We start from the raw sequence: 14929 nt of genomic DNA, 5'->3' as shown, positions 1-14929 counted from the left end.
TAAAGTCATTTTAGTGCTATGAATTATCGCAAATTCTAATACCGCCGTTTAGACCGCAGCAGCAATCACCTGATCGGTGCTTAACACACCCTGATCAATTAGGCGGTTGGTCGAGGCAATAATTGCTTCAATGGAAGAGGTCACAATGTTGTCATGTACTCCTGCACCAAAGGCAGATTTACCGGTACCTTTCACTTGAAGTTCGATCAAGGCCAAGGCTTTGGCATGAGCACCCGAACTGATGCTGCGCTCTTCATAGTTTACAACATCAATCGGTAACTGAAGTGCATCTAAAATCGCAGAAATTGGACCGTTGCCTTCACCGCGAACACGGCGTGACTGGCCATCAATTTCAAGATCAAGCTCAATCACCTGATTGCCATTGTCATCCGACAATTTGTAATTTTTCGCAGAATAGTGAACGTTTTTAGCATCCACATAAGTTTCTTTGAACAACTTCCAGATTTCAGTCGCACTGATTTCAGTGCCTTGCTCATCGGTACGTTTTTGTACGATCTGAGAGAATTCAATCTGTAAACGACGCGGCAAAATCACGTTGTAGTTGGATTCTAACAAGTAGGCAATACCACCTTTACCTGACTGTGAATTCACACGGATCACTGCGTCATAGTCACGGCCCAAATCTTTCGGGTCGATTGGCAAGTACGGCATATCCCAGATTTCTTCGTTTTTCTGGAACTCGAAACCTTTTTTGATGGCATCCTGATGCGAACCCGAGAATGCAGTAAACACCAAATCACCGGCATATGGATGACGCGGGTGCACAGGTAAACCGGTACATTCTTCCACAGTCGCAATGATTTCATTGATGTTGGAGAAATCTAAATTCGGTGCCACGCCTTGGGTATACATGTTCAAGGCAATCGCAGCCACGTCGACGTTACCGGTGCGCTCGCCATTACCAAACACACAGCCTTCAACCCGGTCAGCACCAGCCATAATTGCCAATTCAGAAGCGGCAATTCCACAACCACGGTCATTGTGACAGTGAACTGAAATGATCACGCCGTCACGACGCTGGATGTTGCGGTGCATCCATTCGATTTGATCGGCATAGATGTGTGGGCCTGAAACTTCTACGGTTGCAGGCAAGTTCAAGATCACTTTATTGGTCGGTGATGCTTCCCAGATTTCAGTGACGGCATCGCAGACATCTTTTGCGACTTCTAATTCGGTTGCAGTAAAACATTCCGGGCTGTACTGAAATACGAATTCAGTTTCCGGCTGTTTTGCGGCATATTCTTTCACTTTTTGTGCAGCATTAATGGCTAACTGTTTTGCACCCTCAACATCAACATTCAAGACTTTATTGCGGAATGTCGGCGAGTTAGAGTTATAGATATGTACAATGGCACGTTTCGCACCTTGTAAAGATTCAAAGGTACGCTGAATCAAATGATCACGTGCCTGAACCAAGACCTCGATATAAACGTCATCCGGAATATGACCTTCTTCAATCAATTTACGGGTGAAATCGAAGTCAATTTGAGATGCTGACGGGAAGCCGATTTCAATATGTTTGAAACCGATTTTCACCAACATCTGGAACATCTTGAATTTCTGCTCCATGTTCATTGGCTCAAAGATCGCTTGGTTACCGTCACGCAGGTCGGTACTCATCCAGATTGGCGCTTTGTTGATTTCATTGTTCGGCCATTGACGGTCTGGTAAGTCCACACGTTGATACATGCGACGGTATTTTTTACTTGGATCAGCCAACATCATGAGAGAGCTCCTTATGCTAACTTGGGTACCGTAATCTTGGTTAAAGCGGTGCGTGGGTCAGCGGCATAGATTTTGTCTATTCATTGGGTTTTAGTGACAGTCTGGTTCAAACCTGAAATATGGTCTAAATATTGGTGGTTTAGCTTCACCAAATGCACTAAATGCCTTACTTATAATTTAAAGTTTAATCCACTTATCCCGAAAAGTTTTTGCTATTTTTATGGATTTTAGTCGTATGGTAATAAAGATTTTCTTATAAAGTTCAAGTGGTGAGAAATATTTTCACTTATTTTAAATATTGTATTTTATATTTTCTCTATTTGGGCATAATTCGTTATTTATTACGTTCAATAGTGCCATAACGCAGTATATTTTAATAAAAAATAAATCCAATGATTTTCAAAGATCATTGACGTCAGGGCATCTTTTAAAGTTCAGCCCATTTACGCATTAAATTATGATACAGATTGGTCAGTTTCATGACCTCTGCATGCTGATCGCCCAGCTGCATTCTCAGGTTTTGAATACTCTGATCCAGATTAAACAGCATATGCCGCTCTGCATCATCACGGATCATGCTTTGTACCCAAAAAAATGAAGCAATTCGACAACCGGCAGTGATTGGCGTGACTTCATGCAAGCTGGTCGATGGATACAAAATCATATCGCCGGCAGGCAATTTTACTTCGTGATAACCGTAAGTGTCTTCAACCACCAGTTCACCACCGACATATTCTTCCGGCTCACTCAAGAAAACCGTACAGGATAAATCCGTTCTAAGGCGTTCATTGCTGCCGCGAATACGACGAATCGAATTGTCGACATGAAAGCCGAAAGATTCATTATTTTCATAGCGGTTAAACAGGGGAGGAATAATATCCAGTGGAATCGCCGCTGATAAAAATAAAGCATGCTGTCCCAGAGACTCAAGAATGATTGTGCTTAAATGCTGGGTCAGGGAATGATCTTCAGGCAGTTGCTGATTCTGTTTCACCGTTGCAGAGAGTGTACCCGCGGTAACTTTGCCGTTGACCCACTCAATCTTATTCATCTCCTCACGGAAATATTGCACCTGTTCTTTGCTCAGTACATTTGGAATATGATGCAGCACGAGAAACCCCTGAATAATCGTATTTTAAAAATAACATAGCCCCCATCAGGAGGCTATGCGGTTATATTGAATTAATATTTAAAGTTGACTGCTAACACTGCACTACGGCCTTCTGCTTCAGTGGCATAGTGAGAGGCATAAGCTTTGGTGAAGTAACGTTCATCAGACAGGTTATTGACGTTTAATTGCAAATCAACATTTTCATTCACGTTATAACGCGCCATAGCATCATAACGGACATAACCTGGAACCCACTTGGTATTGGCTGCATCACCATAAACTTTATCCATTGCAACAGCACCTGCACCTAAAGTTAAAGCAGGTGTTACAGCATAGGTAGTCCACAGGGTTGCAGAATTTTTAGGTACATTCTGCATTTGCTTACCTTTGGCAGGGTTGTCAGGTGTACATACCCCTTGACGGTTACAGGATGGGCCCGGGTTCACAGTTTCACTGTCGAGATAAGTATAACCAGCAGATACAGCCCATTTATCTGTAATTTGGCCATTTACGCCCAGCTCAAGACCGTCTACTTGGGTTTCGCCGCCATTGGTATATGTAGCAGCATCCAGTTGAATCCGTGTATTTTGTTTTTCAGTACGGAACACGGCAGCGGTTAAACTCAGTCTTTCATTTAACACATCCCACTTTGTGCCGATTTCAAAGGTACGGCTCTCTTCAGGATCTAATTCCATATAGGCTTGGCCAATTGCTTCTGAACCATCCCCGCCATCTACACCGACCGGATTGGCAGAAGTCGCATAACTTGCATAGATAGAACCATTTTCAACAGGTTTAAAGATTAATCCAGCCTGATAGGTCAGGAAGTCGGTATTATTTTCAATAGAGTCGCCAGTCGCATTTGTGGTTTGCTTGGTATCAAATTTATCCCAACGTAAACCCAAATCTAATAACCATTGCGGGCTAAACTCGATATTATCTAAGAGATAGACAGATGTAGTCTCGGTCGTGGTTGTCGTGAGATTTTTGTTGGCTGCGGAAGAGCCCAACCATTGATTACGTGAGTCTGGATTAGTTAATGATGTACACCATGCATCGTTGATAGCACAGTCGCTGTTGAAACCACCTGTGGTGGTACCTGGATAGCCTGGATAACTTGTTAAGTAGTTACCTTTGTCAGATTTTTGATCTGAGTACTCTGCACCTATATTAAAGCTATGCTTGAATGCACCTGTATTAAACTTACCTGTCAAAGCAAGCTGGTCGGTAAAGATGTTGGTATCAGTAATACGTGAGTTTATACGACGCCAGACTTTATCATTTAGCACGTTACCTTTGGAGTCATCTGGCTGGGTCCATAAGTAGTCATTTTTGGCAGTGCTATATACCGCTGTATTACTCAGGGTCAGGTTATCCGTTAAATCGTGTTCCAGTTTAATGGTGCCGATCTGATTTTCCTGTTTCTGGAAATCACGACTTAATAAACCATAATAAATGCCCTGTTTTACATCAACAGGTTTACCGATGGTGGCTTTTTTTGCCGCATCATACTTATAAGGAACACCTGAATCCGGCGTGTCATCCGATTTTAAATAGTAATAACTTAAAGTCGCGCGGGTAGGGGTGTCCAGACCAAATACAATACTCGGTGCAATACCGGCACGTTTATATTCGGCACCATTTTTCTGGCCAGCTTTTTCATTATGGTGACCCATCACGGCCACACGTGCTGCTATACCATTTCCAAAATCTTTATTGCCATCCAAGGTTATGCGTTGATAGTTGTCAGTACCACCCGCGACAGAACCTTCTAGAAAGTCACCCGCTTTAGCAACTTTAGAAATCATGTTGATACTACCACCAGTCGTTCCTGCACCGCCCATAGCAGATGCAGAACCTTTGGTGACTTCAACCTGTTCGACAGCAAACATTTCACGGTTCTGTGAAGTGGCGTTGCGTACGCCGTCTACATACATGGAACTTTCAGAATTATAACCCCGAATAAAAGGACGGTCACCGTTTGGGTTACCACCTTCACCTGCGCCCAAGGTAATCCCCGGAACTGTACGCAGTGCATCAGCTAAAGTCGTCACTTGTGTATCTGCAATCAGCTGTTTTGAAATCACTGAAACTGACTTTGGGGTATCGAGTAAAGGCGCAACAAATTTGCTATTCGCAGATTGATCTACTTTTAAGCTGGGTGTTTGTTCAGCTTTGACTTCTTGATGAATCGTCTCTAACTGGATCACCTGTTCTTCTGCCATCGCAGATGCAGCTACCATTGATAAAGATGAAACAATTGCAGAAGAAACGATTTTTTTACGTGTTTTAATGAAGGTCATGTTAAACCTAATAAATGAATGCTAAAAATGTATGCGAATAATAATGATTCTTGTTTTTATTTTTATCCTTTTGTCATAGGAATTCATGATCTTTAAGAAAATATTAAATGAGATTTTAAATGTAATGATATAACAATAAGTATTTAAGTTTTTGATTTTATTTAGTATTGATAAAGAAAGCGGATTGCTGGCTTTTTATTGAGAATAATGATGTTTATAAAAGGGCACAAATTAGGGAGGTTTCATGGAGTACTCATTGAGTGATAAAAAACCCTGCCGAAGCAGGGTTTTGAATCATGACTTTTATATTAGAAGTCGTATGAAACAGATAACCAGTAGTTACGGCCTGGAATATAAGTACCTGTTGTACTAGAACCAATATCTAAATATTTATAACCAGTAGCAGTTTGTAGACGACCACGGTTGTCTAAATATTCATATGATTTTGCACCTTCGGTAAAATCTTTGTCCAGCAGGTTGTTCACAGCCATATTCAGACGTAATTGATCACTGACGGTATAACTTGCACCGAGGTTGAATACGCTATAGCCCGCTAACTTGTCACCAAATAATTTATATTCTTCATAGTCGCTTGAGCCTAAACCTGAAGCAGGTGCTGTTGGCGTAGTCAGGAAGCGTTGACGATCAGATTTATATTCGTACTGTAACCATAGGTCTACAGCAGGCACCAGATGCCATGTTGAAGTCAGGTTAAGCGCATTACGTGGCTGGTTATTGTAATAAGTGCCTTCGTTTTCTCCATTCGTAATTTCACTTCTGGTATAGGTATAGGCAGCTTTCATATCCCATTCAGGCAAAATGCTGTATTGCAAAGTTGCTTCTGCACCATAAACTTTGGCCTTATTCGCATTCACGCTGGTTGAACATGAGCTTGCAGTCAAGCATTCAGCGGATACAGGAAGATTCTCTGAAACAATTGCATCTTTAATCTGGTTGTAAAAACCGGTTGCCGTGAAATTGATATCATCTGTCGGCTGTAAATTAAAACCTAATTCATAGTTGGTTGAGGTTTCAGGCTTTAAGTCCGGATTACCAAATGTCAGGTTTTGTCCCTGTCCACTGAGGCCAACAACGCCGTCATAAAGGGCTTTCGCAGAAGGTGCTTTATAACCTGTACTTACGCCACCTTTCACAGTCAGCATGTCATTGGTATTCCAGACTAGATAGGCACGTGGACTAAAATGACCGCCAAAACCGGAGTGGTCTTCAAAACGACCGCCATAGGTTAAACTTAAACTATCCAAAAGACGCCATTCATCTTCAGCATAAACTGACCAGGATTTTTTATCGAATTCGTCTACACCAGTCGAATACAGAGCGATATTATCTTTATTGGTTTGCTCTTTGTATTCCGTACCCACAGTGAGCTTATGCGCACCTAAAGTTGAAATAATATGGCTATCTGCAATTAAATCGGTATTTTTTAACACGCGATCTGCACCAATTTGTGCATTTCCGACGGGTAATGCAGCTGAAGGTATCGTACGACCTTTGGTTTCAGTTTCTGAGTGGCTGATATAAGTATTCCACTGACCAAAGCTATAGTCGCCATCATGCCCGATTGCAAACTGGGTACGATCAAAAATCAATTTATCTTTATAACCATTTGCTGTTGTTGCAGTATCTAAAGTACCTAAACGATTGTCTTCATTCTTATAGTTTTGATGGCTGTAGAATGAGTCAAGCCACAAGGCATTTTGATCATCTACTTTGTATGTAAGTTTACCGCCTACATCATAATTATGTGCGGTGGTCGGGCGTGGATCACGGCCAGTTGAACCTTCGACACGCTCAGACTGACCCCGGTCATAATAACTGCCGCGAAGTTGCAGACCAAGCACATCATTGACCAATGGACCATTCACCAAGAAGCTGGTTTTCCAAGAATCTGCTTCAGTACCATGCTCCATAACGTTGCCACTGACAGTAACGTTCCCATTCCACTCGTCTGAAACTTTTTTGGTAATGATATTAATCACACCACCCATGGCATCTGAACCGTAGAGGGTAGACATAGGTCCACGAATGACTTCAATACGCTCAATGGCTGAAAGAGGGGGCATAAAGCCTGTCGCTGCTTCACCAAAACCATTCGGGGTAACATCGGTAGAAGTGGTTTGACGACGGCCATCAATCAAAATAAGGGTATCATCAGCGTTCATACCACGGATGCTAACATTTAGTCCTGCAGTTTTGCCTACGCCATTACGCACATCCACTCCAGGGACATCAACCAACAGGTCAGCAATATTGGTGGCATTCTTACGTTGAATATCTTCTTGAGTGATCACGCTAATTGAGGCAGGGGCATCTTTTAATTGTTGTTCAAACCCCGATGCAGAAACTACAATGGTAGATAAGGTGGTAGTTGGGATGTTGGAGGGGCTATTTGTCTCTGCAAAAGCAGATGTTGCTGTGACCCCAAAAATTGCCAATGTAAGCGGACGAAGACTAAAACTATGCATGACCAAATTCCCGAACCGAAGAATAAATTAGTATTGTTGCTCAAATAAGAAACTGGATATTAATGATAGTACTTATCATTTGCAATAAAAAATATACATTTTCTGCATTTAAGTGGGGTTGACTGAATATTTGAAAGGGTAGCAATTCGAATAAAAAAGACTTAAAAACTGGAACTCGCGCGTATTTTTTGTATATCCTTAAATGTTGTCATATAATGTGGCACATTTTTATAAACCTGTTATTACCAAATATATAGAGGAAGCCATGCAAGTAACTTCTGAAGCGGTTTCGGGCGTTGCCCGTCGTTTAAATGTTTCTGTACCGACGAGCCGTATTAATGAGCAATTTGAAGCTCGTTTAAAACGCACTGCTAAAACTGCGAAGATCAACGGCTTCCGTCCAGGTAAAGTGCCTGTAAACGTCGTTCGTCGTGAATACGGCGCTGGTATCTACCAAGAAGTTGTCAACGACATCATTCGTGATACAGTTTTCGAAGCGATCCAGCAAGAAAAAATCAATGCCGTAGGCATGCCGAACATTGAAAAAACTGAAATGAAAGACGACGCTTTAGTTTATGAAGCGACTGTTGAAGTTTATCCAGAAGTTGACGTGAAATTCGAAGGCTTGGAAGTTGAACGCAAAGCTTCAGAAGTGAATGACAAAGATGTTGAGAAGATGATTGAAAATCTTCAAAAACAACGCGCTTCTTGGGCTGAAACAAAAGGCATGGCTAAAAAAGACATGCAAGTAACTTTTGATTTTGAAGGTTCAATCGACGGCGAAAAATTTGAAGGCGGTTCTGCAGAAGACTTCAAACTAGTACTTGGTTCTGGTCGTATGATCCCTGGCTTCGAAGACGGTATCGTTGGTATGAAGAAAGGCGAAGAGAAAGTGATTGATGTAACTTTCCCTGAAGACTACCAAGCTGAAAACCTTGCTGGTAAACAAGCTCAATTCAAAATCACTGTGAAGCTTGTTGAAAAACAAAAACTTCCAGAAATCGATGCTGAATTCCTGAAAATCTTCGGTGTATCTGAAGAAGAAGGCATTGAGAAGTTAAAAGCTGACGTTCGTAAAAACATGGAACGTGAAGTTAAGAATGGCCTTCGCAACCAGGTTAAAGGCGCGACTTTCGATGCACTTGTAGCTGCAAACGAAGTTGAACTTCCAGCTGCTATGCTTGCTCAAGAAATTGACCGTCAACGTCAACAAATGATCCAGCAGTTCACACAGCAGTTTGGTGCTCAAGGTGCGAAAGCATTTGATTCAAGCATGCTTCCAGACGAATTGTTCAAAGAACAAGCTGAAAAATCTGTAAAACTTGGCGTACTTGTAAGCCGTGTTTTAGCTGATGCGAAAATCGAAGTAGATGCTGCACGTGTTGAAGCGTACATCGAAGATATGGCTTCTTCTTACGAAGATCCAAACGAAGTGATCGAATACTTCAAAAACGATGCGCAACAGCGTGCTCAAATCGAAGCAGTTGTACTAGAAGACCAAGTTGTTGATTACATTTTGGCTTCTGCTAAAGTAACTGATGCGACTGTAAGCTATGAAGACTTATTGAAAGAGCAGCAAGCTCGTCAACAAGGCTAATTTAGCTTTCGATAAAAAAGGCGCTTAATGCGCCTTTTTTTCATATTGATGCCTGAAAAAAGCATTTCTGTTTTTCACAAAACTAATGCAAAAAATATAATGGATTTGTTGGCGAATTTTTTGCAATTTCAGTGATTATACCTCATATTGTGATTATGGGTTAGGTCACAAAAAATTTAGGAATAAATAAACGTATGTATGTTCCAACGATTGAAAACGCTTTAGTGCCAATGGTGGTAGAACAATCCTCTCGTGGTGAGCGTTCTTTTGATATTTATTCACGCCTTTTGCGTGAACGTGTAATTTTTATGACGGGCGAAGTTGAAGACAACATGGCGAACCTGATCGTTGCGCAAATGTTGTTTTTAGAGGCGGAAAATCCAGATAAAGATATTCATCTATATATCAATTCACCAGGCGGTTCGGTAACTGCGGGTATGGCGATTTATGACACCATGCAGTTTATCAAACCTGATGTCGTAACGTACTGCATGGGTCAGGCAGCATCAATGGGTGCGTTCCTGCTGAATGCCGGTACCAAGGGCAAGCGTTATTGCCTTGAAAATGCCCGTGTCATGATTCACCAGCCATTGGGTGGTTTCCGTGGTCAGGCTTCAGATATTGAAATTCATGCACGTGAAATCCTGTTCATTAAAGAGCGTTTAAACCGTTTAATGGCTGAACATAGCGGTCAGGATTACGAAAAAGTGGCACGTGATACAGATCGTGACAACTTTATGACTGCGCAGCAAGCGAAAGAATACGGTCTTGTGGACGAAGTTTTAACTAAACGTCCATAAGTTTTAAAGATTGAGATAGTGGAGTAAATATGTCCGAACATCCTCAAGGACAAAAGCATTGTTCATTTTGCGGTAAAACGCAGTCTGAAGTCGGGAAGCTGATTGCAGGCGAGGACGCATACATTTGTAACGAATGTGTGGACGTATGCTTAGATTTGGTTCAAACCAGTCAGCAGGTGGAAACCAATGACTGGGCCAATCGTCCTTTGCCGAAACCGCATGAAATTCGTGCGGCCTTGGATCAATATGTGATTGGTCAGGACGTCGCGAAGAAAACCTTGTCAGTAGCGGTATATAACCATTACAAGCGCTTGAAAGTGCAAAATAATGGCAAGAAAGCCGACGATTCAGTCGAGCTTTCAAAAAGTAATATTATGCTGGTTGGTCCGACAGGATCAGGCAAAACCTTGCTGGCACAGACCCTTGCACGTCTTCTGGATGTTCCATTTGCCATGGCAGATGCGACTACCCTGACCGAAGCCGGTTATGTGGGTGAAGATGTAGAAAATATCGTACAAAAGCTTCTTCAAAAAGCTGATTATGATGTCGAAAAAGCGCAAAAGGGTATTATCTATATCGACGAGATCGACAAGATTACCCGTAAGTCCGAAAACCCATCCATCACACGTGATGTATCGGGTGAAGGCGTACAGCAAGCACTCTTGAAAATGATTGAAGGCACGGTTGCATCAATTCCGCCACAAGGTGGACGTAAGCATCCGCAGCAAGAATTCATTCAGATTGATACCTCGAACATCCTGTTTATCTGTGGTGGTGCATTCTCAGGACTTGAGAAAATTGTACAGCAACGTCAGGAAAAAGGTGGCATCGGCTTTACTGCAGAAGTGCGTAAAAAAGATGAAACCAAGAAGCTGTCTGACTTGTTCCGTCAAGTTGAAGCAACTGACCTGGTAAAATTTGGTTTGATTCCAGAATTTATTGGTCGTTTGCCAGTAATTGCCACTTTGGACGAGTTGGATGAAGAAGCACTGATGCAGATTCTGACTGAGCCGAAGAACGCCTTGACCCGTCAGTATCAACATCTGTTTGATATGGAAGATGTGGATCTGGTCTTTGAAGAATCTGCTCTACGTGCAGTGGCTAAGAAAGCAGTTGAGCGTAATACAGGCGCGCGTGGTCTACGTTCAATTCTTGAAAATTCATTGCTGGAAACCATGTATGACTTGCCAAGCCGTAGCGATGTCGGCACTGTCGTCATCAATGAAGCTGTGATTAAAGGTGAGGCAGAGCCGGAATACCGTGCTGAGCGTCAGCCACATGATCAGCAAGAGACAGCGACAAAAATAGATTTAAAGGTGGTAAATAGCAAATCTGCTTAATTGCTATTCGTCCGAAACGTGCGAAAACTCCGTGTTTTCGCACGTTTTTTATTTCCAAAAATAAAGCTCGGTGTTAATCTGATTCACTAGGCGTGGATGCCTAAAACTTATAAAAAATAAATCGCAAAGCACTTGCATACAAAAGAATAAAGACGCAGTGAGGAATAAGCATGCGTGGAGTCGCAATTGTACTCATCAGCAGTTTGGCATTGCTGGGGTGTCATGGTAAGAAAGCCGTCGTTGAGCCTACACAGCCACTCAGCACTTTAAAAAATATCGATCTTGAAAAAAAACCGGGCTTTGTCGAGCAGCATCGTATTGGTATGTTCACCATTGGCGGTTGGGTCAATCAAAAGCAGGGCAACCAGTTTCAGACGGTGAAACCGCAGCATGATGAAGCCGCTATCGTCTATTTATATCGACCAGATTCCAGATGGAACCGTCAGGAAATTGTCGCTGCCAGTCTGTTTATCAATCAAGAACATATTCCAAGCTTATTGCACAACCATTATTACTGGATTGAAGTGCCTGCAGGGACGTATCGTTTGAGTACCAGTCGACCGCTAGGCGCGCTGCATTTCCAGAAACCTAAATATCTGGATTTTACTGTCGAAGCGGGACAGTCTTATTTTATTAAATATGATGAAGAGAATATCAGTACACGCCGGAGTGTTTCCGGGCCGCTCATGCTGATGCCGGAAAAAGTTGGCCTGAATGAAATTGCTTTTACTCAGCTAAAATCAGACAGTTTTAACTTCGTGGCACAAGATCAGGAAACTGGCCAGATTCGTAAAAAAGCCCAAAAAATTGAACCGACTGCTTATGATCCATCATTGGATGTACAGCTAAAAGCACCTTTTAAACTTTGGGATCCACGGACTTGGTAATTGACATTTTATTGAGAAAATATAATAAAAAAGCACCCTGAATGGGTGCTTTTTTATACAGATTTAATTAGCCCGCAGCAGCGTCAACTACTGGAATCTTACCAATTTTTGCTTGCCAGATTTTAGGTGCAGTCGCGTGAATAGAAGTACCATTCACATCAACCGCTACAGATACCGGCATATCTTTTACCACAAATTTGTAAATTGCTTCCATACCCAGGTCAGCAAAGGCAACCACTTCAGCTTCGCGAATAGCTTTAGACACGAGGTAAGCAGCACCACCGACAGCCATCAGGTAAGTTGCCTGGTTGTCTTTAATGGCTTCAACGGCAGCAGGACCACGGTCTGCTTTACCGATCATGCCGAACATGCCAGTTGCTTCAAGAACTTGACGCGTAAATTTATCCATACGCGTAGCCGTTGTTGGGCCAGCAGGGCCTACAACTTCGTCGCCGACTGGATCAACAGGGCCAACGTAGTAGATAAACTTGCCTTTCAGATCAACAGGAAGTTCTTCACCGTTGTTCAGCATGTCGACCATACGTTTGTGTGCAGCATCACGACCTGTATAGATTGTACCGTTAAGAAGAAGTGTATCGCCTGGTTTCCAGCTATTCATTTCTTCTTGGGTAATCGTGTCAAGGTCAACACGTTTAGAAGATGAAGAATCCCAAGTCACAGCAGGGTAGTCTTCAAGTTTAGGTGCTTGAATGTGTGCAACACCTGTACCATCTAACTGGAAGTGTGCATGACGAGTTGCAGCACAGTTCGGAATCATACCGACTGGCTTACCAGCAGCATGACATGGGTAATCCTTGATCTTAATGTCTAGAACAGTGGTTAAACCACCAAGACCTTGTGCACCAATACCTAAAGCATTTACTTTTTCGAAGATTTCGATACGAAGCTCTTCCATTTTGCTTTGTGGACCACGACGGAGCAATTCGTCCATGTTGATCTCTTCCATCAATGCTTCTTTGGCAAGCATCATGGCTTTTTCAGCAGTACCACCAATACCGATACCCAGCATACCAGGAGGACACCAGCCTGCACCCATGGTCGGAACAGTTTTCAGTACCCAATCCACGATTGAATCAGATGGGTTTAACATTGCTAGTTTAGATTTGTTTTCTGAACCGCCACCTTTGGCTGCCACAGTGATATCTACTTTATTACCAGGCACAAGCTTGTGGTAAATCACGGCAGGAGTGTTGTCTTTGGTGTTCTTACGACCAAATGCAGGATCAGCCAGAACTGATGCGCGAAGCACGTTCGAGTTTTCTAAATAACCCTGACGTACGCCTTCATTGATTGCATCATCCAGGCTCATGGTTAAATCGAATTTAACGTCCATGCCCACTTCAACAAATACGTTGACGATACCGGTATCTTGACAGATTGGGCGGTGGCCTTCTGCACACATGCGTGAGTTAATTAAGATTTGTGCGATCGCATCTTTAGCAGCTTTGTTCTCTTCACGATCATACGCACGGCTCATCGCTTGGATAAAGTCTTGTGGATGATAATAAGAAATGAACTGAAGCGCATCTTTAACTGATGTGATCAAGTCATCTTGCTTGATAATAGTTGTCATACAAATATCTCTTGAGCGGGCTGATAGCTAGCGGGCTAAATTATAAGACAAAAGAATCGGGTTGTGGGCATTTTGGGCGAGCATTGGCCGAAAGTTTATAGTTTAAGCAATCTGAGCAAGGACTTTAGCTATTCCATGGGTCAAATATGACAGCAAGTTGTCATATTCAATGTCATATTTCAGATAAAAAATACGCATAATTTTGCTTATTCCGTATTAAGTGATTGAATTTTATTAATTATTTTAAATTTAATAAAAAACCAGATTGTCATATAACTGTCATAAAACTTTTACATAATGCAGCTATTGAAACGGGAGATCCTAACAATGGTTACAGGTATTTTGATGGCAGCTGGTTTTTGTGTATATATCGCTGCAACTTGGATGTACGGTCAGAAAGAAGATCAAGCCTAAGCTTTATCTTCTTTTTTATTTTAAGACATAAAAAATTAACCTATCTTCAAATCTTCAAATCTTCAAATCTTCAAATCTTCAAATCTTCAAATCTTCAAATCTTCAAATCTTCAAATCTTCAAATCTTCAAATCTTCAAATTTTCAAATCTTCAAATCCAGTTATAAAAATATTTGAAAACTCAAATTTAAAAAGCATCTCTCCTATAGCTTACTCAAGCCATGTTGACCATTTACATTTTTAACCCAGAAAAACTCAAAGCCTGAAAACCCTTACACATGCGGCATTTTTTATTGCTTAGACTGTTTCTCTCAACTTCTAGAAACAGGCAAGTAGAATGAACAATTTTAATGCAAGTGATATTAAAGAACATGCTTCAGTCATTGCTTCATGTGGTACTCAAGTCGGGAAGGTGGACCATTTAGAAGGTCAGGATTCAATTAAATTAACAAGAAGTGATGATGAAAATAATGAGCATCATCTGATTCCCTTGAGTTGGGTAAGCGAAATCAAAGACGATAGCGTGGTGCTCAATAAAACGGCGGAAGACGTGCATAAAGAATGGACCACCTTATAAAAAATTAAAGTCAGTGGACTGAAAAGCAGGGCTGCCTCAGCTCAATTTTTTATGTCACAGACTTTATGGGTAATC

The 14929-nt window shown here is 41.9% G+C and carries 10 protein-coding genes; 5 read left to right on the top strand and 5 right to left on the bottom strand.

Going from position 1 to position 14929, the window contains the following annotated elements; all coding sequences use genetic code 11:
• Nucleotides 1-48: 48 nt before the first annotated feature.
• The 4 genes from leuA to ACIG3F_RS03565 form a co-directional block, all read right to left on the bottom strand.
• Complete coding sequence (gene leuA / locus ACIG3F_RS03580; protein ID WP_005250679.1) at nucleotides 49-1746, bottom strand: 2-isopropylmalate synthase; 1698 nt, start codon at nucleotides 1744-1746, stop codon at nucleotides 49-51.
• A gap of 427 nt (nucleotides 1747-2173) precedes the next feature.
• Entirely contained in the window at nucleotides 2174-2857 is a 684-nt protein-coding gene (locus ACIG3F_RS03575) for a Fe2+-dependent dioxygenase (protein ID WP_005103162.1), read from the bottom strand.
• 71 nt (nucleotides 2858-2928) lie between these two features.
• Entirely contained in the window at nucleotides 2929-5160 is a 2232-nt protein-coding gene (locus ACIG3F_RS03570; protein ID WP_005103163.1) for a TonB-dependent siderophore receptor, read from the bottom strand.
• A gap of 308 nt (nucleotides 5161-5468) precedes the next feature.
• The gene (locus ACIG3F_RS03565) at nucleotides 5469-7646 is read right to left on the bottom strand and encodes a TonB-dependent receptor domain-containing protein (protein ID WP_005103165.1); all 2178 of its coding nucleotides are present in this window, start codon (nucleotides 7644-7646) and stop codon (nucleotides 5469-5471) included.
• Between the two features lie 265 nt (nucleotides 7647-7911).
• Between ACIG3F_RS03565 and tig the strand changes: the two genes are divergently transcribed.
• From tig to ACIG3F_RS03545, 4 genes are all read left to right on the top strand, one after another.
• Nucleotides 7912-9243 (top strand): trigger factor, encoded by a 1332-nt coding sequence (tig, locus tag ACIG3F_RS03560; RefSeq protein ID WP_086044917.1) that lies wholly within the window; start codon nucleotides 7912-7914, stop codon nucleotides 9241-9243.
• 194 nt (nucleotides 9244-9437) lie between these two features.
• The gene (gene clpP, locus ACIG3F_RS03555) at nucleotides 9438-10043 is read left to right on the top strand and encodes an ATP-dependent Clp endopeptidase proteolytic subunit ClpP (protein ID WP_004647427.1); all 606 of its coding nucleotides are present in this window, start codon (nucleotides 9438-9440) and stop codon (nucleotides 10041-10043) included.
• 29 nt (nucleotides 10044-10072) lie between these two features.
• Entirely contained in the window at nucleotides 10073-11383 is a 1311-nt protein-coding gene (gene clpX, locus ACIG3F_RS03550) for an ATP-dependent protease ATP-binding subunit ClpX (protein ID WP_004278407.1), read from the top strand.
• A gap of 170 nt (nucleotides 11384-11553) precedes the next feature.
• Nucleotides 11554-12270 carry a DUF2846 domain-containing protein gene (locus ACIG3F_RS03545; protein WP_396469399.1) on the top strand — a complete coding sequence of 239 codons (717 nt, stop codon included), beginning with the start codon at nucleotides 11554-11556 and terminating at the stop codon, nucleotides 12268-12270.
• 67 nt (nucleotides 12271-12337) lie between these two features.
• Here ACIG3F_RS03545 and ACIG3F_RS03540 read toward each other — a convergent pair whose 3' ends face one another.
• Entirely contained in the window at nucleotides 12338-13864 is a 1527-nt protein-coding gene (locus tag ACIG3F_RS03540) for a fumarate hydratase (RefSeq protein WP_004278405.1), read from the bottom strand.
• 750 nt (nucleotides 13865-14614) lie between these two features.
• Here ACIG3F_RS03540 and ACIG3F_RS03535 point away from each other — a divergent pair.
• Nucleotides 14615-14854: a DUF2171 domain-containing protein gene (locus ACIG3F_RS03535; RefSeq protein WP_005107915.1), complete on the top strand. Its 240-nt coding sequence runs from the start codon at nucleotides 14615-14617 to the stop codon at nucleotides 14852-14854.
• Nucleotides 14855-14929 lie beyond the last annotated feature (75 nt).

It is taken from the genome of Acinetobacter sp. NPDC052428 (assembly GCF_044547685.1).
Lineage (GTDB): Bacteria > Pseudomonadota > Gammaproteobacteria > Pseudomonadales > Moraxellaceae > Acinetobacter > Acinetobacter lwoffii_G.
The sequence above is the reverse complement of the archived record's forward strand: the minus strand, read 5'-3'. Positions and strand labels throughout refer to the sequence as shown.

Bases quoted from the DNA above. Each gene is read 5' to 3' on its own strand.
- leuA (WP_005250679.1), bottom strand. From the start codon at position 1,746: ATGATGTTGGCTGATCCAAGTAAAAAATACCGTCGCATGTATCAACGT.
- clpX (WP_004278407.1), top strand. From the start codon at position 10,073: ATGTCCGAACATCCTCAAGGACAAAAGCATTGTTCATTTTGCGGTAAA.
- ACIG3F_RS03570 (WP_005103163.1), bottom strand. From the start codon at position 5,160: ATGACCTTCATTAAAACACGTAAAAAAATCGTTTCTTCTGCAATTGTT.
- ACIG3F_RS03565 (WP_005103165.1), bottom strand. From the start codon at position 7,646: ATGCATAGTTTTAGTCTTCGTCCGCTTACATTGGCAATTTTTGGGGTC.
- clpP (WP_004647427.1), top strand. From the start codon at position 9,438: ATGTATGTTCCAACGATTGAAAACGCTTTAGTGCCAATGGTGGTAGAA.
- tig (WP_086044917.1), top strand. From the start codon at position 7,912: ATGCAAGTAACTTCTGAAGCGGTTTCGGGCGTTGCCCGTCGTTTAAAT.
- ACIG3F_RS03545 (WP_396469399.1), top strand. From the start codon at position 11,554: ATGCGTGGAGTCGCAATTGTACTCATCAGCAGTTTGGCATTGCTGGGG.
- ACIG3F_RS03540 (WP_004278405.1), bottom strand. From the start codon at position 13,864: ATGACAACTATTATCAAGCAAGATGACTTGATCACATCAGTTAAAGAT.
- ACIG3F_RS03535 (WP_005107915.1), top strand. From the start codon at position 14,615: ATGAACAATTTTAATGCAAGTGATATTAAAGAACATGCTTCAGTCATT.